This is a genomic window from Nostoc linckia z4 (assembly GCF_002608075.1).
GTDB classification, from domain to species: Bacteria; Cyanobacteriota; Cyanobacteriia; order Cyanobacteriales; family Nostocaceae; genus Nostoc; species Nostoc linckia.
In genome coordinates this window covers 21,967-43,393 of the sequence record NZ_LAHA01000023.1, presented here as the reverse complement: position 1 = coordinate 43,393, position 21,427 = coordinate 21,967, and the positions used below count along the sequence as shown (strand labels likewise).

Genomic DNA, 21,427 nt, shown 5'->3' with positions numbered 1-21,427 from the left:
AAAATAGTCTTAGATTTAAACCCCATTAAAAGTTTACTTGACATCAAAGAAAGATTAACTGTTACGATTAGTATCCCAAGCATAAGCTATTTCCTCAGCCGTCGATTGGATTTTAACTTTCATACGATAAGAGCCAATAGTAGTCAATACTGTAATTTTCCTTTTTAAATCAATTTTTCCAACCCTTGTTGCAAATCATTGGTTACATCAGCAACAGCTTGTCTAGCACCCAAACGATTTTCTTTATATGCTGGGTAACGTTCAGAAATAGATATAGGTTCGCCCACAGTTAATTTGACTTTTTCCTTTCCTAAATTAGGACGTTGGAGAGCTTTATCGCCTTGAATTTTAGCAATCATTTTCCATAAAATTAGAGTTGTTTCGGCAAATCTTTCTACCGTTGGTTTTTCTTTAATATAATTACCAGAAACCGCCACAAAGCTTTCCACTAAACGCATGTGCCACATTCTTGCATTGGCTTCTTCGGCAACGCGATCGCCTAAAGCTTTTTCCACAGCAGATACTCCTTTCACATCCTTAAATTCTTCTCTAAATATATAATTCCACCCTGCTTGTTCTACTCGCCGACAACGGTCAGTTAAAGTACCTTTGGATTGCAAATCAAAATATTGTTCTGATATTAACAGGGCTGCATTCAACAAAGCTTGTAAACGCACTGCTAACGCTTGATTTCTATCTGGAATTTGCTCAGCAACAGTTTTGGCATCTGGTAGTTTTTGATGATAGAAACGCGTGTAAAATACTTCCATCAGCGAAAGTAAATGTTCTGCCAAAGTTAATAATCGCGGATATAGCGTTTCTACAGTAGCAACATTACCTGGTTGTGGTGCATTTACAGGTAAACCACTAGCAGCTTCTAATTCACCTAAAAGATTAGCGATCGCATCCCAAGGAGCATCAACATAACTATATTTAATTCCAACTGGTACAATTAAAACCTGTTCGTCCCGTCCAGCTTTTTGCAAATCCTCAGCACACCAAAAGCCTAACTGGGCAATACCTGGTTCTAGGGGGCTGATAATCTCCGACAAACCATTGGTAGCGCCTTCTGGCGACGCAGCCATTGGAAATTTTCCATTAGCAAACAAATCACGCGCCGAACGTAACCCAGTCCAATCAGCCTTACCCCGTTGAATCGGAGTACCACCCAAACCAGACATAATCCAGCCAAGGTGAGAACCAGCCCATAGAGGAATACCGCGATCGTAGATAAAATGAGCGTGAATCGGAAATTGTAACGCTGTACCTTGCGATCGTGCTACCTTTGGCACGAGTTGAGACAGCAAGTAACCCAAACCAAAGGGATCGTCAGTTTTAGGATGGCGAAAAGCCAGCAGAAAACGGATCTTACCCTCCTGGAACTGACGATACAGGTCTACCAGAACTTCTACATTGTCTGCTTCAATTTTGGTAATGGGTGTTTGCCATTTGATGAAACTTGGTAACAACAAATGAACAACTCGTAGGAATAACGGGTTGAATGCTGGAGGAATAAATTCTAAAGGTGGCTGTGCTTGATAAATTACATTAGACAAGGTTGTTTTCTCCTAAAGTGATTGGGGAATGGGGAGATGGCTTCGGGTAGGGGAAAGGATCAAGGGAAAAGGAGAAAGGTAAAACGAGGGGTCTTTGCTTCTTCCTATGACCTTTGCCCTTTTCCCTACCCGAAGGGTTTTGCCCTTTTCCCTACCCGAAGGGTTTTGCCCCAGTCCCTTTGTACTTTATCCTTGATAATTCAAACTTTAGTTGACATAGAAATTAGCGATTTTGGAAAGGTAATAAACGATGCGACTATCACAAATGTTATTTGTTACACTGCGGGACGATCCAGCTGATGCTGAGATTCCCAGCCATAAATTATTACTCCGTGCAGGTTACATTCGTCGCATCGGTAGTGGTGTCTATGCTTATCTCCCCTTAATGTGGCGGGTACTGCAAAAGGTTTCCCAAATTGTGCGTGAAGAAATGAACGCTACAGGCGCACAAGAATGTCTTTTACCGCAATTACAACCAGCTGATTTATGGAAGGAATCGGGACGTTGGGATACTTACACCAAAGCTGAGGGAATAATGTTTTCCCTAATTGACCGCCGCGAACAACAATTAGGATTAGGCCCGACTCATGAAGAAGTAATCACAGCGATCGCTCGTGATATGATTCGTTCCTACCGCCAATTACCTCTGCATCTTTACCAAATTCAAACTAAATTCCGCGATGAAATTCGTCCCCGCTTTGGTTTAATGCGCGGACGCGAATTCATTATGAAAGACGGCTACTCCTTCCACGTCGATGAAGCTAGCCTCAAAAAAACTTACGACGATATGTATCAAGCTTACAGTAATATGTTAAGGCGTTGCGGCTTGGCTTTTCGGGCAGTGGAAGCTGATTCTGGCGCAATTGGCGGTTCTGGTTCCACAGAATTTATGGTGTTGGCGGAAGCTGGCGAAGACGAAGTTCTCTACACTGAAGATGGTAAATACGCCGCTAACGTAGAAAAGGCTGTTTCTTTACCAGCCGATATCGAACCCTCACGGTTTACAACCTACGAAAAACGCGATACACCTGGAACAGAAACCATTGAAACAGTTTCGAGATTCCTCCAATGTTCTCCCACCCAAGTGGTGAAAAATGTCCTTTACCAAACAGTATATAACAATGGTGTGACGGTATTGGTTTTGGTGAGCATCCGAGGCGACCAAGAAGTTAATGAAGTCAAATTGCAAAATGAATTGACCAAATTAGCTTCTAACTATGGCGCTCAAACCATTCTCAATTTGAGCGTACCAAATTCCCAAGTGCAGCAAACATGGACAGCGAAATCTCTGCCTTTAGGCTACATTGCGCCAGACATTCCAGATGACTATATTGCCGCTAATAAACAGATTCATCCTCAATTTTTGCGCTTGGTGGATCGAACAGCCGTTGATTTAAAAAACTTTGTCACAGGGGCGAATGAAACTGGCTATCACGTAGTAGGTGCGAACTGGGGCGAGCAATTTAAATTACCAGAATTAGTCGTAGATGTGCGTAAATCTAGACCAGGCGATCGCGCCATTCATAACCCAGAACAAACCCTACAAAGCGCTAGGGGAATTGAAGCAGGTCACATCTTCCAATTAGGCACTAAATATTCCCAAAGCATGGGAGCAACTTATACCAATGAACAGGGTGAAGAAAAACCACTAGTCATGGGTTGTTTTGGTGTAGGCGTATCGCGTCTAGCCCAAGCTGCCGTCGAGCAATCTTATGATAAAGATGGAATTATTTGGCCAGTAGCGATCGCACCTTATCACGCCATCGTCACAATTCCTAACATTAATGATACTCAACAAGTGGAAATTGCCGAAAAACTTTACGCCCAACTCAATCAAGCCGGCATCGAAACCTTACTCGATGACCGCGACGAACGAGCTGGAGTGAAATTCAAAGATGCAGACTTGATAGGCATCCCATACAGGATTGTAACCGGGCGAGCGATCGCCAACGGCAAAGTCGAAGTAGTAGAAAGAGCAACCCGTAAATCCCAAGAAATTCCCATTGAAGAAGTTATCGCAACCCTCAAACAGTGGGTTGAAGAGGCAATAGGCAAATAGACAATGGGCATGGGGCATGGGGCATTGGGCATTGGGCAGAGGGTAAAAACTCATCTCCCCACCTCCCCACCTCCCCATCTCCCCACCTCCCCATCTCCCCACTCCCCATCTCCCAAAATTTAAACAATTCGACAGTGACGGACTAGAAGTGCAAATTCTAAAATTGAATTAGGGACTTGCAGGATTAAAAAAATAATCGGATTTTGAGGCACGAAGCCTCGTCTAAATTGTGGGAAACTCTCCACATGTCAGTATCGTCTTTAACCAGGCTGCTCCTCACATAACTACCATCTCAGCCCTCAGTCAGGAAGGTTTTGAACATGAAAGACCAACAAGGATCTAATCGTATTTCTTCAGGCATAATTGCAGGTGTCGCAGCAGCAGTTGTAGCGGTAGGTGGCGGTGTGGCTTGGTTAACTTCACAATCTAACAATACCCCTACACCGTCAAAACCCTCTCAAGGTATTGAACAGCCAGGACAGCCATCAACTAGACAGCCAGCTAATGAACAAACTGCCAATGTTTATTGGCTAAGACCAAAGAATAAAAATATTGCTTTGGTTCCCCATTCTGTGAAAGTAGCTGCTGTACGACCCAACCAAGCTTTAGAAGCAGCTTTTGAAAGCTTGTTAGCAGGCCCAACAGAAGGAACAGATTCCACAACTATTCCCAAGGGAACTAAATTATTAGGACTGAAAGCGGACAGCGATGAAGTTCGCGTGAATTTATCTGAAGAATTTACTCGCGGTGGTGGTAGTGCCTCAATGATAGGTCGTGTGGGGCAAGTTGTTTATACTGCAACAAGTTTAAATCCAAAAGCCAAAGTTTACATCGACGTGAATGGTAAACCCTTGGATGTTTTGGGTGGTGAAGGTATAGAGTTACAGCAACCACTAACTCGTGAAAGCTTCGACAAAAACTATCCGCTTTAAAAAAGTTAAGAGTTAGGAGTGAGAAGTTAAGAGTTAGGAGTTAGGAGTGAGAAGTTAAGAGTTAGGAGTTAGGAGTGAGGAGTTTTAACTCACAACTCATAACTTACAACTCACAACTCATAACTCATAACTCACAACTCATAACTCATAACTCATAACTTTTTCAGACTTACCGTTTGGTATTCAAGACACGAAAATTACGGGCTTGCTGTTCTAACCTTGTGGCGAGGCGATCGCAAACCCGATTACACAACTCAAAAATCGTTTGATCTTCTACCCTGTAATAGGCGCAAGTCCCTTCACTGCGGCGGCTAAGGATTCCTGCTTGCCACATTATCTTCAGGTGTTTTGACACATTTGCCTGAGAAGTCTGTGTTGCCTCTACCAACTCTTGCACGCATTTTTCTTCATCCCGCAGTAAGTGTAGCAGCCGTAGGCGCATTGGCTCACTTAACAGGCCGAAGTATTCAGCTACTTGTTGCACCACTTCTGGTGGTAAAGGCAACGTTTGTTTCATCAGGATTAACCCGCAAGGATTGAAAGTTTTAACAATGACTCACTTCATAATCTAGATTAATACTTAATCAGGGTTTATTCGCATCAAAGGTTGACCATATTCTACTGGTTCGCCATTTTGGAGGAGAATTTCCATCACTTGCCCTGATACTTCGGCTTCGATTTCATTCATCAGCTTCATGGCTTCGATGATACAGACTGTTTGACCCTTGCGGACGCGATCGCCCACTTCTACAAATGGTGCTTCACCTGGTGCAGGAGCGCGATAAAATGTTCCCACCATCGGAGAAGGCACCTCTACTAATCTCTGGTCAATGGTTGAGGGGGCATTAACTGACAACTGCAATTGCCCTCCTGTTGCAGCATTATCAAACAGGCGACCTGTAGCCACCTCTGTTACCTGACTTGTAGCCACTTGGTTTGCCGTAGCTAAACCCGATGACAAGCCCGAACCTACCACACCGCCTAAGGTCGCTTGACCTACCGACAACATATGATTGCTGAGGCTCACAGCCTTACGAACTGTTAGTTCAAAATCATCGCTTTTGAGCGTGACTTCTGCAATGTCAGTTTGTGCGATAGTTGCCAGTAATTGGCGGATTTCATTAAAGTCCAATGGCACAGTTTTTATTACCTCGACCTATCCGTAAATTAGCATTTTTAAGTGTGGCAGGGATTTAATCCCTAAAGAGGGATTTAAATCGGGATTTGTTTGAGAGCGAAATCCAAACTTATTCCCTGCCTAAATATTTATCATCACGGGTATCAATTTTGATGCGCTCCCCTTGAGAAATAAACAAGGGAACCATCACAGTTGCACCAGTTTCGAGAATAGCTGGCTTAGTACCACCTGTTGCAGTGTCACCTTTTACACCAGGATCTGTTTGTACAACTTCTAGAACCACAGAGTTGGGCAGTTCCACTTCTAGGACTTGTTCGCCCCAACGAATGACATTAGCTTCCATACCTTCCTTGAGGTATTTTACGCGATCGCCAATTTGTGCAGCACTCAATCTGCCTTCTTCATAGGTTTCCATATCCATAAAGACAAACTCATCGCCTTCTTTATAGGTATGCTGCATCGTACTTTTTTCTAAAGTGGCTTGGGGTACTGTTTCCCCTGCCCGGAAGGTTTTTTCCACCACACTCCCATTCTGAACATTTTTCAGTTTGGTTCGTACAAAGGCAGAACCTTTCCCTGGCTTAACGTGGAGGAATTCCACCACTCGCCATACAGATCCATCTAATACAATTGAGACACCAGGTCGAAAGTCGTTGCTGGAGATCATGAAACTTTCAAGTTTTGGAAGACAATCGGCATTTATTGTACCCTTCAAGCGGAGTAATTAGTTATTCATTTTGGGCATTGGGTATGGGGCATGGGGCATCGGGCATGGGGGAAAGGGGAAAGGGGAAGGGGGAAAGGAAAGATTTCTCTTTACCCTTTAACCTTTACCCTTTAACCTTTAACCTTTACCCTTTCCCCTTTACCCTTTAACCTTTACCCTTTAACCTTTACCCTTTACCCTTTACCCTTTAACCTTTACCCTTTAACCTTTACCCTTTAACCTTTACCCTTTCCCCTTTACCCTTTGCGAAGCCATGTCCCCAGTCAACACTCTGCACTGGGCACTCCTACTGTGGGAAGATTATTGATGGGTTACGTCCAGTTAACAATAATCAATGCTGCATTTGAGTTATTCCATGTTTAAGTTATTAAAATCCTGGCTGAAGAACAGCCTAATGGCAATACTCCTGGTAACAATATTTTTAGGCATAACTACAGCTGGGTGGACTCCCTCTAGTAGCGCCGCGCTGCCAGCTGGCAATGCAATTACTGACGGTAATGCTTTGTTGCGGTATGCACTCCCGATAAATAACAAACCTGTGCGGCAATTACAAGCCTCTTTAGAGGACATCTCTAACCAAATGCGGGCAAATCGCCGCTGGGGTGCTGTTTCCAAAGATATCAGCCAAGCATCTCGCATTCTCGATAAACCCTCCCAAATCCTAGCAAGTGTTCCCGAAGAACGCCAACCCCAAGCAGAAGCTTGGATTAACGAATTAAAATCTGGTGTGCTTCAACTGCAAGAATTGGCAAACAATAAAGATAAACAACAAATTTTGCAGCAGAGAACTAAATTGCTGAATCTTGTCACTCAGCTAGAAGAATCAATGGTCAAGGAATTTCCCTTTGAGGTTCCTGCTGAGTATAGTAATTTGCCACAACTTAAAGGTCGTGCCACTGTGGAATTAAAAACCAACAAAGGCGACCTCACCCTTGTAGTAGATGGTTACAGCGCCCCCGTCACTGCTGGTAATTTTATAGATTTAGTGCAGAGGGGTTTTTATAATGGCTTAGAATTTACCCGTTCTGAAGAATCTTACTTTCTGCAAACCGGAGATCCACCAGGAAAAGAAGTCGGTTTTATTGACCCAAAAACAGGCAAATACCGCGCTATCCCCTTAGAAATCTTGGTTGAAGGCGACAAGGAGCCTACCTATGGCATTACCCTAGAAGAAGCTGGTCGTTATATTGATATGCCAGTTCTACCTTTTTCTGCTTTTGGTGCAGTAGTTATGGCTCGTCCTGAAAGTGAAGTGAACGGAGGTTCTTCACAATTTTTCTTCTTTCTCTTTGAACCAGAACTTACTCCCGCCGGACGGAACCTACTAGATGGTCGCTACGCCGTTTTTGGCTATCTCACTGAAGGCAAGGAAGTTTTGGATAAACTCAAGGCTGGTGACAAAATTGAGTCAGCAACAGTAGTCCAAGGAATAGAAAATCTGGTTGAACCGCAAGCTGCGTAAAGATGAGGGACTGGGGAGATGGGAAGATGGGGAGATGGGGAGATAAGGGAGACAAGGGAGACATTGCCCTGTTTGCCCTGTTTGCCCCATGCCCCATGCCCAATGCCCAATGCCCCATAACAAATGACTAAAGTCAAAGATATTGGCGAACAAGGTCTTCTGGCAAGATTACACCGTTTTTGTCCACCAGAAATTATTGGCGATGATGCAGCAGTATTGGTGACAGCACCAGAGCAATCTTTAGTGGTTACCACTGATGTGCTGGTTGATGGTGTACATTTTAGTAACCTTACCACTTCCCCAGAAGATGCGGGTTGGCGTGCTGCGGCTGCCAACTTGTCTGATTTAGCAGCGATGGGTGCTTCACCATTGGGGATCGCCGTTGGACTGGGACTTCCTGGAGATTTGAGTGTGAGTTGGGTTGAAAGCTTGTATCAAGGAATGACACAATGCCTGCAACAGTACAATACCCCAATTGTTGGCGGTGATGTGGTGCGATCGCCTGTGACTACTTTGGCAATTACCGCTTTTGGTCAAGTTCACCCTCATAGAATTATCCGGCGTTCTGCTGCTGTTGTGGGAGATGCCATTGTCGTTACTGGCGTTCACGGAGCCTCCCACGCTGGCTTACAACTGCTTTTGCATCCCGAATTAGGACAAAAACTCAACGAGGAACAAAAGACGGCTCTCATAGCCGCACATCAGCGTCCCCAGCCACGGTTAGATGTCTTACCCATCCTCGAAAAAATTTTCAATTGCGAATCTAAAATCCAAAATCTAAAATCCAAAATTCCTGTTGCTGGTATGGATAGCAGTGACGGTTTAGCAGATGCTGTCATCCAAATTTGTCGCGCCAGCAGCGTTGGTGCGGTCTTACAACTGAGGCAAATTCCCTTACCAACAGCTTTTAGCCATTGGTTAACACTAGAGCAGGCATTAGAATATGCTCTATACGGTGGCGAAGACTTTGAATTAATACTGTGCTTGCCACAAGAATCAGCATCAGCTTTAGTAAAACATCTTGGTGGAGGTGCTGCCATCGTTGGCAGAATTACATCAGGTTCAACGATACTATTACACGACGAACTAAAAAAATTCCCCGACCAAGTTCTCACTCTAAGCCAGGGATTTCAACACTTTAACAGTTAGAAGTTAGGAGTTAGGAGTTAGAAATTAGGAGTTTTAATTCCTCACTCCTCATTCTTCAGCCTTTATTCCTAACTCTTCACTCCTAAATCTTAACTTTATTAATTAAACCCACTTCTCGGCTACCAATTCCGCTAAATCCAAGACTCGTTGACTGTAACCCCACTCGTTGTCATACCAAGCCATGACTTTTACTAGGTCATTGCCCATAACCAAAGTCAAGCTGGCATCAACAATTGACGAAGCGTCAGTACCTTGATAATCTGACGAAACTAGTTGTAGTTCGCTGTAGTCCAAAATGCCTTTAAGTGGGCCTTCAGAGGCGTCTTTAAGGGCTTGATTAACTTCTTCAGTAATAGTACGCTTCTCAACTTGAACTACGAAATCTACCATTGAAACGTTCGGGGTTGGTACGCGTAAGGCAACGCCATTAAGCTTGCCTTTGAGTTCTGGGATTACGAGTGCCACTGCTTTTGCCGCACCAGTAGAGGTGGGTACAATGTTGATGGCTGCGGCTCTCGCCCGTCGCAAATCTCGGTGAGAAGCGTCTAGTAAGCGCTGGTCACCTGTGTAGCTATGGGTGGTGGTCATCGTGCCTTTGATGATGCCAAATTTTTCGTTCAACACTTTGGCAATGGGAGCCAAGCAGTTGGTAGTACAGCTGGCGTTACTGATAATGTGGTGTTTGTTGTGGTCATAATCATGATGATTCACACCAACCACAAAGGTGCCATCCTCATTTTTTCCAGGAGCGGTAATCAGAACTTTCTTGGCCCCAGCATTCACATGCTTGAGCGCTCCTTCTTTGCTGGTAAATACCCCAGTTGCTTCGATAATTAAGTCAATTTCCCACTCCTTCCAGGGCAAGTTTTCTGGATTGCGATCGGATACGCACTTAACGGTTTTACCGTTAATGATGATGGAGTTATCATCAGCAGTGATGTCAACATCCTTTAACTTCCCTAGCATTGAGTCATACTTTAGCAGGTGAGCATTGGTTCTAGGATCTGATGTGTCATTGATGGCTACAAGCTCAATCTTGCTATTCTCTCTACCCACCCAGCAACGCGCAAAGTTACGTCCAATACGCCCGAAACCGTTGATTGCAACTCTAATCACAGTGTCTTGCCCTCTGTATTTATGCCTATATGTTGATGTCGTTGACCCCAATCATATCGCAAAGGGGGGGATCACTTATAACCATAAAGTGTTAGATCAATAAAAAAACACATAATTTATTCAGATTTATTTGGAGTAAAGATTATTGTTGGCTATATGGGATCTGACCAATTCCGGGACTAGATAACGAATTGAGTGGCCTTCTCGGCAAAACTTCCTAATCAGACTTGACGAAACTCCTACTAAAGGTATATCCAGGAATTGCCAATTAATTATATGTGAGTCTTTGTTTAGTTGTTCTTCGACTTGCTTGCAGATTAACTCACTTTGAGTTATAGTCTCACCACCCAGCAGTCGGGGTGCAATTAACCAATCACACATTTGTGCTAATTCGTGTCCACGGTACCAATGAGGTAAAGTTTGGAAAGCATCCAAGCCTACAATCCAGTACCAGTGAGTATTTGGATAACAAGCAGATAAGTCGATCAGGGTGTTAATGGCATAGGAAGTCCCAGAGCGTTTTTTCTCCACTAGTGAGACAGTAAACGCTGGGTTATCTTTTGTAGCTAATTGCAGCATTTCTACACGATGCTCAAACAAAGCTGCTTCTTTGTGAGGAGGATTTAAAGATGGCACCCAAATTACCTTTTCAAGGGATACTTGATGCAAAGCTGTCTCGGCTACGAGTAGGTGTCCCCAATGAATTGGATCGAATGTGCCACCAAAAATTGCTAGTTGCTGCATCCAGTTATGCCTGGGTTTTATGCAATTGAAAAATAGTTTCATTACCAATGTACTATTGTACTCAATTCTCAAAGTAGACTTGATGCAATTTAAAATCAGTTTCACTAAACAATGTACTATTGCAGTCAATTACAGTAAGGTAGCTAAAAATATGTATTTGTCATTACAAGAATTTCTGTCCCGATGCAGCCAAAATTTTGCGAATAATCATAAGAACAGTTCAGAAATAGCAAAAACCTCCAACCAAGGTAAAATCATTCTAAATTCGCAAAACCAGAGCAGAAAACTCATCCGGGTATTAGGCATGAATATAACGCAGGAGTAATTATGGTAAAAATCAAATTCCTGTTATGATACGCGTGTCATTTGTGATTTATGGTGTGGTGTGGTGTAAGAGGAGCAATAAATGAGTAATTCTGTAGACTTTAGTGGTAGACCATTTCATTTCATTGGCATCGGCGGTATAGGTATGTCTGCTCTGGCATACGTTCTCGCTAAACGTCAATTTCCAGTATCAGGTTCGGACTTGCGTCCAAACCACATTACGCACAAGTTGGAATCTATCGGTGCTCATATTTTTGGTAAACAAGAGGCAAGCAATCTTGAATTCTTTCGCCCCCAAGAATCTCAGACTGTAGCATTAAATTCACCAGAAAAATTAGCTACTACTAGTAACTTAAAACTGCCTCAAGTCATTTGTTCAACAGCAATTAACACGAATAATTTAGAATACAAAGCAGCTTTGGAATTAGGTTGTCCTATTTTGCATCGTTCAGATGTACTAGCAGCCTTAATAGCTGATTATTATAGTATTGCAGTCGCAGGAACCCACGGCAAAACTACAACTAGTAGTATGATTGGTTATATGTTGCTGGAAGCAGGACTAGACCCAACGATTTTAGTTGGTGGTGAAGTCAATGCTTGGGAAGGCAATGCTCGACTGGGACAAAGCCAATATTTGGTAGCTGAAGCAGATGAATCAGATGGTTCTTTAGTAAAACACGCTCCGGAAATTGGCATCATTACGAATATTGAACTCGATCATCCCGACCACTACGATACATTAGAAGAAGTAGTTGATATCTTCCAGACATTTGCCAAAGGTTGCAAAACTTTGGTAGGTAGTATTGACTGTGCTACAGTGCGCGATCGCTTGCAACCAACAATTAGCTACAGCTTACACTCAGATAGTGACGCTGACTACACTGTTACTAATATTGATTATCGTGCTGATGGCACCACAGCTTTAGTTTGGGAAAGAGGCAAAGCTTTAGGCGTCTTGAAGTTGCGCCTGCTAAGTCGGCACAATCTCAGTAATGCTTTAGCAGCAGTAGCTGTTGGTCGTGTCTTAGGCTTAGAATTTGGAGAAATTGCCAAAGGAATCGCCACCTTTGAGGGATCGAGACGCCGCTTTGAGTTTCGGGGTGAAGTCGATGGTATTACTTTCATCGATGACTATGCTCATCATCCAACCGAGATTCGCGCTACTCTAGCTGCTGCACGTTTACAGGCAAGACCAGGACAAAGAGTGGTAGCCATCTTCCAGCCCCATCGCTATAGCCGTACACTGACGTTTTTAGAAGAATTTGCCCAGTCCTTTAGTCATGCTGATTTAGTCGTGCTAACTGATATTTACAGCGCAGGCGAACCTAATTTAGGACAAATCAGTGGCGAGCATCTAAGGGCGGAAATTGCCAAGCAACATTCCCAGGTAGTTTATCAACCATCTTTATGCTCAGTGCGTGAGTTCCTACTACAAACACTGCGTCCGGGAGACTTGGCGCTGTTTTTGGGCGCAGGGAACTTAAATCAAGTCATTCCTGAAATAATTGCAACACTCCGTGAGCCTGCCAAAGCCACATCCTGATTGTGGAGTTGGCGAAGTTCTATTTTTCACCAAAGCGAATTTTCGTAACGGTTTGATGTGAATCTAATACCGTAGTTTTACGGTAAATAAATGTAAAAATTTAACCAATAAAAAGTAAAAATGACCATTTCCCAGGCAGTAGGAAACGTCTGCACAGCTTCTGGTTTGAATACAAAGAAACAACAAACAGCTAATTCCGTGGAGAACGAGGTAATTTATTTACCCAATACTGATTGTGCGATCAAGTCTCAGGCTTCCTTGTCGGCATTTACTTCTTATCGGGTAGGGGGAGCGGCCCAATGGTATGTTGCCCCTCGAAACATAGAAGCACTACAAGCAAGTCTTAAATACGCAAAAGAACACGATTTAAGAGTGACAACACTGGGGGCGGGTTCTAACTTGCTGGTGAGCGATCGCGGGATATCAGGCTTAGTAATTGCCACTCGTCATCTCCGCTTCAGCCACTTTGACCACGAAACAGGCCAATTAACCGTTGCTGCGGGAGAATCAATTCCCAGCTTAGCATGGGAAGTGGCATCATTGGGATGGCAAGGATTAGAATGGGCTGTTGGCATTCCTGGCACAGTCGGAGGAGCTGTGGTGATGAATGCAGGGGCACATAATAGCTGTATCGCAGATATGTTAGTTAGCGCCGAGGTTTTATCACCCGACGGAACCCTAGAAATTCTCACCCCCGATAAACTAGGTTATAGCTACCGGACTTCTTTATTGCAAGGTGGCGATCGCATAGTCACCCAAGCCACTTTCCAGCTCAGACCAGGTGCAGATCCAGCAAAAGTTATAGCAATCACAAAAGAACACAAAAAACATCGGTTAAACACCCAACCGTACAACTTCCCTAGTTGTGGTAGCGTGTTCCGCAATCCTAAACCCTATACCGCAGGCTGGTTAATTGAACAAACCGGACTCAAAGGCTACCAAATTGGTGGGGCACAAGTAGCACAACTCCATGCTAACTTCATCGTTAACCGTGGAGGGGCAAAAGCCAGTGATATCTTCTGTCTGATTCGCCACATCCAAAGTCAGGTACAAGATCGTTGGTCTATTCGCTTAGAACCAGAAGTCAAAATGCTTGGAGAATTTCAAGCTGCTTGTGGGTAGGAAGTGGGGATATGGGAAGATGGGGAAATGAAGGAGATGTGGTTTGACTTCGCGGTAGTTGAGCGTAGTCGAAACTCAACAACGGGGGGATAAGGGAGTCAGGGAGTCAGAACAACTCCTCACTCGTAACTCTTAATTCCCAATCCCCCATATCCTATTTACGAATGCATTAATTATTGGTAAAAAAATAGGCAAATTACTTACCGCATCTATAATTGAATTTGATTTGTTATTCAACGCACACGCGTAAAACCAATTATGACAGGTAAAGGACAAGGATTCGGCTTTGGCTTGGGAAAAATGAAGGAATTAGCTGAAGCTTTTAAGAAAGCACAGCAAGTTCAAGAAGGCGCAAAGCGACTCCAAGAAGAATTGGAGCAAATGGAAATTCAAGGAGAGTCCGGCGGTGGTCTGGTCAAGGTAATTGTCAGTGGTAACCAAGAACCCAGGCGAGTGGAAATTTCTCCAGATGCTTTATCAGAAGGCGCAGAAGTACTCTCCGATCTCGTAACCGCAGCCATGAAAGAAGCCTACAATAAGTCCACAACAACCATGCGGGAACGTATGGAAGACTTGACCAGTGGACTTGAGCTTCCTGGATTTCAATAGTCATTAGTCATTGGTCATTAGTCATTGGTCATTGCAAAGAACAAAGGACGAATGACAAAGGACAACAGATATTTATGACTTACAAACTTTTGTTTGTCTGCTTAGGTAACATCTGCCGATCGCCATCGGCAGAGAATATTATGAATCATCTTATTGAGCAGGCTGACTTGAGCGAACACATCCTCTGTGACTCTGCTGGTACATCCAGCTATCACATTGGTAGTCCACCCGATAGACGCATGAGTGCTGCGGCTACTACAAAGTTAGGAATAAAGCTGCGTGGTCACGCACGCCAATTTCAAAAATCAGACTTTCAAGATTTTGATTTAATTTTGGCAATGGATCGAGAGAATTATGACGATATTCTTACTCTTGACCCAACTGGGCAGTATCATCACAAAGTGCGTTTGATGTGCGATTTTTGCTCTCGACACAGCCTCAAGGAAGTTCCAGACCCTTATTATGGAGGCCAAGAAGGATTTAATCAGGTGATTGATTTACTGATTGATGCTTGTGAAGGCCTCCTAAGCTACGTTACCAGCCAAAAAACAATCATCTAAAGTTGTGAGTTAGGGGTTAGGAGTTAGGAGTTAGGGGTTAGGGGTTAGGGGTTAGAAGTTAGGAGTTAGGAGTTAGAAGTTAGGGGTTTGGAGTTAGGAGTTAGGATTTAGGGGTTTGGAGCTAAATTTTTCACTATTTGCTACTAATTTTTAACTCTTAACTCCTCATTCTTAACTCCTCACTCTTAACTCCTGACTTTTATTCAACTAGACCATGTTTAATTGCAAAACGGACTAATTCTGCCCGGTTGCTGGTTGAGGTTTTTCTCAATAGGCTGCTAACGTACTTTTCCACTGTTCGAGGACTCAGATGTAGCTGATGACCCATTTCAACATTAGAAAGACCATGAGTTAACAGTTCTAAAACTTCTTGTTCTCTGTGAGTCAGGGATGAGTATAAGTGGGGTTTCTGAATTTGAGTGGATAGAGAATTATGAGCATCTACTGTTTTTGTAGAAGGGTAAATTTCTAAACTGTCTTTATGAGAAAAGCGGTACTCTGATTGGATAATTTGCGATCGCTCTAAAAGATTACGGATTGCTGCTGCTAACTCTTCTAGTTCAAAAGGCTTGGGCAAGTATAAATCGCAGCCCGACTGATAGCCCAAAATTCTTTCTTGGGTCTTAGTTCGTGCTGTCAATAAAATTACAGGTAACAGACGAAACATAGGTTGTTGACGCACCCGGCGCACTAGTTCATAGCCGTTCATCTGTGGCATGACGATATCCGTAACAATTAAGTCAGGATGGTACTCATCTACCATAAGTAAAGCTTCTTGACCGTCATTAGCCGTAATCACAGAGTAGCCAGACAGTTCAAGATAGTCGCTAACAGACAAACGAGTGCCCAGATCGTCATCCACTACAAGGATCTTCAAGGGCATGGACAGTACACCCCTAGCATTTTTTTACTCAGCCCCTCCACTTCGTGACGCTGCGCGAACACAGGGGAAACAGGGTTGGGGGTTGGACGAACACAAGAGAGAATTAGCCCCGAAGTAAGGTTTAAAGCCTTGCCCCTTGTAGGTGGCTTATTTCCCTGTTGCCTGTTACCCGTTCCCTTTTCCCTTTGATTCAGAAATTTGGTTTTACAGCTCCATAAGTGAACACAGGCAGTAATAGTGTTCTTATGTTTCATACTATGACAGGATTACCAGCTAATGACTGCCTCAGGGTTGATTTATAAAGAAAGTATTAATCCTGAGGAAGGGTTAACGAAGTGTAACTCAGCTTCTATTTCCTAATATTTACGAGGCATAAACAGCTTTGTAATTTGTAACAAGTCATTAATAAGCTAGAGTAAATGCTCACGATTATGTAAATTAATATTGATTGCAACAATAATTTTTCAGTAGCGATCGCCATAAATATCCTTTCTCCTTTGTAACCGTACTCCTATGGGAAAGCGAGCTAGCAAAAGCGTCTTGCTAAAGAGGAGTTTCCCAACCAGGAAGCCTTAGCTGAGACTCCTGTGTTTGTCCTTTGTTCAATGACCAATGATTAATGAGTAAAATCTAGGTAATTTAAGGTTACTAGAAAATTTTTAATTACAAAGTTAGAAAAGCTAAATTAGTAATATACAGTCTAGCATTTATAGGGGTTATAAAATACACCTTATAATTTATAAACCAATCCGAACAATTTTTTAAGTACATCTCAAGTACACAAATTATCAATGAGCGACAAGAACGAAGGTTACAAAGTTATTAGCGATAATCGCCAAGCCCGTTATTTGTATGAAATTCTGGAAACTTACGAAGCTGGAATTCAGTTGACAGGTACTGAGGTTAAGTCTATTCGTGCAGGTAAAGTTAATCTCCAAGATGGCTATGCTTTACTTCGTAATGGTGAAGCATGGTTAATCAATGTCCATATTTCACCTTATACAGCTAGTGGGCAATATTTTAATCATGAACCACGCCGTACACGCAAATTGTTGCTACATCGCCAAGAACTCCGCAAGTTAATTGGCAAAGTGGAACAGCAGGGTTTAACTTTAGTTCCTTTGAAAATGTATCTCAAACGAGGCTGGGTAAAAATCAGTATAGCCCTTGGCAAAGGTAAAAAGTTGCATGATAAGCGAGAAGACCTGAAACGTCGCCAAGATCAGCGTGACATACAACGGGCGATGAAAAACTACTAACACTAAAAGGTGCCTAACTACTACATCAGAGTGATAAATCCATTGCTCCCCACAAACATGTTATATACCTACAGCGTGAATTGTGAAAATCTCTAGTTTCTAGCCGCAGATTGATTTAGCCAATATTGGAACTCGATACATTAGTGGGTAACTTTGGATGGCATCAGGGATTTTTACAAGATGAAAAGTTATTTGATTACAGCTCTTGGCGCTGGAGTACTCACCTTGAGTATGGGAATTTTGCCTTTAAGTTTATCTGCCCAAGCTCAAACAACTACCGATCCTGGAACTACTACCACCCCAAGAACAACCACTTACGATCGCAACGATTTTGATTGGGGTTGGTTGGGATTAATTGGTCTATTGGGTCTAGCTGGTTTGGCTGGGAAAAAGCGTGATGACGAACCAGCCCGTTATCGTGACCCCAATACTCCTGGGGCTACTTATAGAGACTAGTGGGATTTTGAATTCGGGACAATCTGCTATCGGTGGTTGACTGTTGACTGTTGACTGTGAACCGTCAACAGTCTTATGCTTGAATATTTTTTACTTGGAAATCCCTTAGTTTGCAGGCAATTCCGAGTTAGATGAATTTGCCTGGTTTTGAGCTAGAGGTGTCCAATAGCTAGCAATTAAAGCAACTATCAGCCACCAGAGGGTATTGACTTCAGGACGATACCAGACAGTATCTACAGTGCCGTGAGCTAGCATACCGAACAGGATGGCGATCGCTCCAATTAACCATAATCCCTCTACATTTCTCAGTTGTCGCAATCGTCGCATTTGGATAAATGCTGTATTAAATGATACGATAATCAACCAAAGAAAACAGGCTAAACCAACAAATCCAGTTTCTACAGCCACCTCTAGCAAAATTGAATAAGCACTTAAAGCAGTGTAACGAGGGCGTTGATACAGCGGGTAAACTTTATTAAAAGAGTTGTGACCAGGGCCAATGCCGAGAATGGGGCGATCGGCAATCATCTCAAAAACAGCATCCCACACATTGCGGCGAAAATTATTACTGCTATCTTGTCGGTCAGCAAAAATACTAAATACCCGCAAGCGCACTGGCTCTACAAATATTACTGCTAGCAGCAATACCCCGATTAAACCTCCTAACACAATCGGTAGCGACCAAGTACGCCAAAAAGGTGGCATTTCTATACTCTTCCAATAAACTAGCAATGCCATCGCAACTAAAATTGACACCACGAGTCCAATCCAACCGCCACGACTAAAAGTAAGAACCAAGCAAGCAGTATTGACAATAAACATGGTTAATGCTAAAGCTTTTTTGAGCCAACTTTGCCATGCGAAAATTGCCACTAAGCTAAAAATGACTGCTGGTAGTAGGTATCCAGCCAATAAATTGGGGTTGCCTAAATAACTGTAGACCCTTGTGGTTTTAGACAAAGGAGATTCCGGGTCAACCCAAGTTGCTAGTGCTGTGGCTCCAAAAAACCATTGGCGCAAACCATACACACTGACAATTAATGAAATGTGCAAATAAATAACGATAATCCCAGACCGCAGGCGGGGTGATCTCAACACCCTGGCACAAAGGGCAAATAGTAACAAATACAGGCTCAAGGTTACCAAATCGGTAAGGGCAGCTTTTTTGACTGGTGATAACGCTGTTGCAATTGCGGCAATTGACCAGTAGAGCAATACCAACAAGTGAATGGGAGTAACTGAGGAAACATTTGTTGTTGGTTCATCAGATAAAGTTAACAGTAGCCAAAATCCTGCACAAGCTACCAGCAACAAACCAACTAATGTACTCGAACTAAAAGGTGCAAGGGCATACACCAAACACAGTAAAGCAGCTGCGATGGCATCTCCCCACTGTATTAAGATGCTAGTTTGCCGCCAAGAACTCAACAGTCCCACCATATAGCGGTGGACGTAACTGCTAGCGAGATATTCTTTGATCGGTAAAGATGATAAGGTAAATCGTTGCCAGACTAAATTCATAAAAAACATTGCGATCGATGAGCCTGCCGACGCAGAACTTGGAATCGATCATAATGTGTATAGTGATAAAAAGGTAATAACGTAATAACGTAGATTACAAATTATACCAAATTAGCATAGTAAGTATTGTTTGAAATTTTTGGAATAGCTTTGTAGCAAAGGCTTTTAATCCAAAATCCTTTCATCTAAAATCTAAAATTGGTATTGGCGATGGCACTTTTATTCATAGCCATCAGTTTCACCTTTTATTCCAAAACACTTCAATAAATACTAAAAAAAGACAGCTATTGATTAACCCTTCATCTATCTCACGGACTTTCCATTTAGCGATCGCTATCGCTTAAAATCAAACATCGCTAGTTGCTTGTGGAGAAGTTGCTAGTTGCAATGGTAAAGAAAGCACATAACGATATCCTGATTCCGGTGAACCTTGAACCAAAATTTGTCCGCCATGCAACTCTGCAAGCTGACAGCTTAGCAATAAACCCAAGCTTTCACGAGAAAGACTTCCATTGCCTTTGGCTAAATTCATATCTGAATTAGGAGCAAATAAATTGGAGTGGGAATCACTCAAGTTTTTTAACTTGTCTACTGCCACGGGTGAAATATCCGGTTGCTCCTGGCTTTCTTTGCGAGTATTGTAGCTTGCGACTTCACCTGTGAGTTCTAACAAAGATAGAGAATTCAGGCGGAAGTAGGGATCGACCTCAGTAATGCCATCTCCCAGCCAAGGATGGGACACCCAAATAGTCACATTAAGGGTATCTTCTTTATAAGAGACATGAATGCGAACAACACTACCTGTAGCCGAAAGCTGAATCACACTAAAAATTAGATGATACAGGATTTGCCGTACCTTGTCTTTATCTAAAGGCCAAATACGGTTGCGTCCTGGTTCGATAGACAGGCGAATATCTTGGTCTCGGCGATTAGCCGCTTCTTCTAGAGTATTGATAGCCTGTTGGCAGAGCATTTCAATATCCACAGGAGCCAAATTTAGCACAATGGAGTTGTCATCTATGGTTCCAAGTTCAGTAATTTCGTTGACTAAAGAAAGTAAATAACGACCACTGTGTTGGATAATTTCTAAATATTCTCTCTGTTTACTCGTTAAAGGCCCATAAATTTCCCGCCCCAAAACGCTAGCCATGCCAAGTACAGATGTTAGCGGTGTGCGTAACTCCTGAGTTAGCTGTTCTAAAAGTTGCAGTTTCAGTTGCTTAGTAGAAACAGAGTCATTTTCTAAATGAGATGCCGCGATTTTAATTTCAGTGTTGCGTTCATCGTTGAGTGAAAATATAGGAGCTACAGGAGTATTTGATTCGAGTTTTCCTTGTAAAAGTCGATTACGCTCAAATTCACTCATGCTCCAACGAGCTATGATTTGTAAAAACTCAATATCTCGGTTGGTAAAATTGCGCGGTACTAAATCCATTACCGCTAATGCACCTAAACAATTTCCTGAAGCATCAATCAGGGGCGCTCCCAAGTAAGCACGGATACCATACTCCTGAACTAACTTACTGTTAGCCAATACTGTATCTGTAAGTTTATGCGTATCATTAATAACAAATATTTGATAACTCTCCACTACCTGACTACAAAAAGATTCTCTAGGTGAGAGTTGGCGGCTTTGTGCCAAATGATTCATTAGTCCTAGTCTAGATAAGCCCACTGCTGACTTAAACCAGTGGCGTTCTCGATCCACAAATCCCAAAATGGAAATTGGTGCTTCCAAAAAGTGGGCAGCAGTTTGAGTAGCTTCTTCAAAAACCGGAATTGTTTCTGGTTGCCGTAAACCTAGATCTGACAAAGCTTTAAGACGTTGTTGTTCTCTTGTTTCCTGAGAAGTCCAACCATCCTTTAAGGCAAATAATTTGTTTTCAGGCTCTACCATTGCCACTGCTACCTTAATAATTTCTCGATACTGTAAATTGATATATGCCCTATTTGTGGGTTATCAATTGCTATTTTTAAGCATTCCCCAATTTTGCCTCTGACAAACAATTTTGAGGCAAAAATTTTTTACCTCTTGTATTAAGTCGGCTACGGAGTCTACTCCAGTTACTATTTACTGGTACTGAATGTTCTCTATCCTTAGCTTGTGTAGTCTCTATTACTTGAGATTTGGTAATCAGATTACGTTAGATTTTGATTCAGTCAGGGTAACCTAACCTCAAGGATATAACAAAGAGTCTATGATTCTTAATGTACAGAAGGGAAATTTCTGTTACTACATTTAGCGTAATTTTACTTAATAACGTCTA

Annotated in this window: 21 protein-coding genes; 11 read left to right on the top strand and 10 right to left on the bottom strand. The window is 42.7% G+C overall.

All coding sequences use genetic code 11. From position 1 onward, the window contains the following. Positions 1-164: 164 nt before the first annotated feature. Positions 165-1,556, bottom strand: coding sequence for a lysophospholipid acyltransferase family protein (locus VF06_RS18670; RefSeq protein WP_099069498.1), 1,392 nt, complete (start codon positions 1,554-1,556; stop codon positions 165-167). Positions 1,557-1,806: 250 nt separating this feature from the next. Here VF06_RS18670 and VF06_RS18665 point away from each other — a divergent pair, with 250 nt between their 5' ends. Further along, a complete protein-coding gene (locus VF06_RS18665; protein WP_099069499.1) occupies positions 1,807-3,615 on the top strand; it encodes a proline--tRNA ligase in 1,809 nt (602 codons plus the stop codon). On the opposite strand, the gene VF06_RS40970 is transcribed toward VF06_RS18665, so the two are convergent. After that, complete coding sequence (locus VF06_RS40970) at positions 3,581-3,709, bottom strand: histidine kinase (RefSeq protein WP_143874628.1); 129 nt, start codon at positions 3,707-3,709, stop codon at positions 3,581-3,583. The two genes, VF06_RS18665 and VF06_RS40970, sit on opposite strands and share 35 nt — an antisense overlap. A gap of 226 nt (positions 3,710-3,935) precedes the next feature. Here VF06_RS40970 and VF06_RS18660 point away from each other — a divergent pair, with 226 nt between their 5' ends. Next, complete coding sequence (locus VF06_RS18660) at positions 3,936-4,547, top strand: GerMN domain-containing protein (RefSeq protein WP_099069500.1); 612 nt, start codon at positions 3,936-3,938, stop codon at positions 4,545-4,547. A gap of 169 nt (positions 4,548-4,716) precedes the next feature. Here the strand turns inward: VF06_RS18660 and VF06_RS18655 are convergent, their stop codons facing one another. The 3 genes from VF06_RS18655 to efp all read right to left on the bottom strand — a co-directional run bounded on the left by VF06_RS18655 (position 4,717) and on the right by efp (position 6,352). Beyond that, the gene (locus VF06_RS18655) at positions 4,717-5,064 is read right to left on the bottom strand and encodes an ArsR/SmtB family transcription factor (RefSeq protein ID WP_099069501.1); all 348 of its coding nucleotides are present in this window, start codon (positions 5,062-5,064) and stop codon (positions 4,717-4,719) included. Positions 5,065-5,127: 63 nt separating this feature from the next. After that, the gene (accB, locus tag VF06_RS18650; RefSeq protein ID WP_099069502.1) at positions 5,128-5,685 is read right to left on the bottom strand and encodes an acetyl-CoA carboxylase biotin carboxyl carrier protein; all 558 of its coding nucleotides are present in this window, start codon (positions 5,683-5,685) and stop codon (positions 5,128-5,130) included. A 109-nt stretch (positions 5,686-5,794) separates the two neighbouring features. Then, a complete protein-coding gene (gene efp / locus VF06_RS18645; protein WP_099069503.1) occupies positions 5,795-6,352 on the bottom strand; it encodes an elongation factor P in 558 nt (185 codons plus the stop codon). A 415-nt stretch (positions 6,353-6,767) separates the two neighbouring features. Between efp and VF06_RS18640 the strand changes: the two genes are divergently transcribed. Genes VF06_RS18640 through thiL form a run of 3 tightly spaced genes read left to right on the top strand, consistent with a single transcriptional unit; the run spans position 6,768 to position 9,023 of the window. Continuing rightward, positions 6,768-7,874, top strand: a complete 1,107-nt coding sequence (locus tag VF06_RS18640) for a peptidylprolyl isomerase (protein ID WP_180267615.1) — start codon at positions 6,768-6,770, stop codon at positions 7,872-7,874. Positions 7,875-7,900: 26 nt separating this feature from the next. Continuing rightward, positions 7,901-8,005, top strand: coding sequence for a histidine kinase (locus VF06_RS39305; protein WP_143861797.1), 105 nt, complete (start codon positions 7,901-7,903; stop codon positions 8,003-8,005). Beyond that, on the top strand, positions 7,998-9,023 hold the full coding sequence (gene thiL, locus VF06_RS18635) for a thiamine-phosphate kinase (protein WP_099069505.1): 1,026 nt from the start codon (positions 7,998-8,000) through the stop codon (positions 9,021-9,023). The genes VF06_RS39305 and thiL overlap by 8 nt, the downstream gene beginning before the upstream one ends. Positions 9,024-9,125: 102 nt before the next feature. On the opposite strand, the gene VF06_RS18630 is transcribed toward thiL, so the two are convergent. Together VF06_RS18630 and nadD are read right to left on the bottom strand one after the other, a co-directional pair. Next, a complete protein-coding gene (locus tag VF06_RS18630) occupies positions 9,126-10,139 on the bottom strand; it encodes a type I glyceraldehyde-3-phosphate dehydrogenase (RefSeq protein ID WP_099069506.1) in 1,014 nt (337 codons plus the stop codon). Between the two features lie 126 nt (positions 10,140-10,265). Further along, positions 10,266-10,883, bottom strand: a complete 618-nt coding sequence (nadD, locus tag VF06_RS18625) for a nicotinate (nicotinamide) nucleotide adenylyltransferase (protein ID WP_099069507.1) — start codon at positions 10,881-10,883, stop codon at positions 10,266-10,268. Between the two features lie 406 nt (positions 10,884-11,289). On the opposite strand from nadD, the gene murC reads away from it, so the two are divergent. From murC to VF06_RS18600, 4 genes are all read left to right on the top strand, one after another. Then, complete coding sequence (gene murC / locus VF06_RS18615; protein WP_099069509.1) at positions 11,290-12,750, top strand: UDP-N-acetylmuramate--L-alanine ligase; 1,461 nt, start codon at positions 11,290-11,292, stop codon at positions 12,748-12,750. A 120-nt stretch (positions 12,751-12,870) separates the two neighbouring features. Continuing rightward, on the top strand, positions 12,871-13,872 hold the full coding sequence (gene murB, locus VF06_RS18610; RefSeq protein WP_099069510.1) for a UDP-N-acetylmuramate dehydrogenase: 1,002 nt from the start codon (positions 12,871-12,873) through the stop codon (positions 13,870-13,872). 258 nt (positions 13,873-14,130) lie between these two features. Beyond that, entirely contained in the window at positions 14,131-14,481 is a 351-nt protein-coding gene (locus tag VF06_RS18605; protein ID WP_099069511.1) for a YbaB/EbfC family nucleoid-associated protein, read from the top strand. Between the two features lie 74 nt (positions 14,482-14,555). Continuing rightward, positions 14,556-15,041: a low molecular weight protein-tyrosine-phosphatase gene (locus tag VF06_RS18600; RefSeq protein ID WP_099069512.1), complete on the top strand. Its 486-nt coding sequence runs from the start codon at positions 14,556-14,558 to the stop codon at positions 15,039-15,041. Between the two features lie 199 nt (positions 15,042-15,240). Here the strand turns inward: VF06_RS18600 and VF06_RS18595 are convergent, their stop codons facing one another. Beyond that, positions 15,241-15,924, bottom strand: coding sequence for a response regulator transcription factor (locus tag VF06_RS18595; RefSeq protein WP_099069513.1), 684 nt, complete (start codon positions 15,922-15,924; stop codon positions 15,241-15,243). Positions 15,925-16,715: 791 nt separating this feature from the next. Between VF06_RS18595 and smpB the strand changes: the two genes are divergently transcribed. Then, the gene (gene smpB, locus VF06_RS18590; RefSeq protein WP_099069514.1) at positions 16,716-17,183 is read left to right on the top strand and encodes an SsrA-binding protein SmpB; all 468 of its coding nucleotides are present in this window, start codon (positions 16,716-16,718) and stop codon (positions 17,181-17,183) included. A 180-nt stretch (positions 17,184-17,363) separates the two neighbouring features. Next, entirely contained in the window at positions 17,364-17,639 is a 276-nt protein-coding gene (locus VF06_RS18585) for a WGxxGxxG family protein (RefSeq protein WP_099069515.1), read from the top strand. Positions 17,640-17,744: 105 nt separating this feature from the next. On the opposite strand, the gene VF06_RS18580 is transcribed toward VF06_RS18585, so the two are convergent. Together VF06_RS18580 and VF06_RS18575 are read right to left on the bottom strand one after the other, a co-directional pair. Then, the gene (locus VF06_RS18580) at positions 17,745-19,160 is read right to left on the bottom strand and encodes an IctB family putative bicarbonate transporter (protein WP_099069516.1); all 1,416 of its coding nucleotides are present in this window, start codon (positions 19,158-19,160) and stop codon (positions 17,745-17,747) included. A 346-nt stretch (positions 19,161-19,506) separates the two neighbouring features. Next, positions 19,507-21,057 (bottom strand): GAF domain-containing sensor histidine kinase, encoded by a 1,551-nt coding sequence (locus VF06_RS18575; RefSeq protein WP_099069517.1) that lies wholly within the window; start codon positions 21,055-21,057, stop codon positions 19,507-19,509. Between the last annotated feature and the right edge of the window lie 370 nt (positions 21,058-21,427).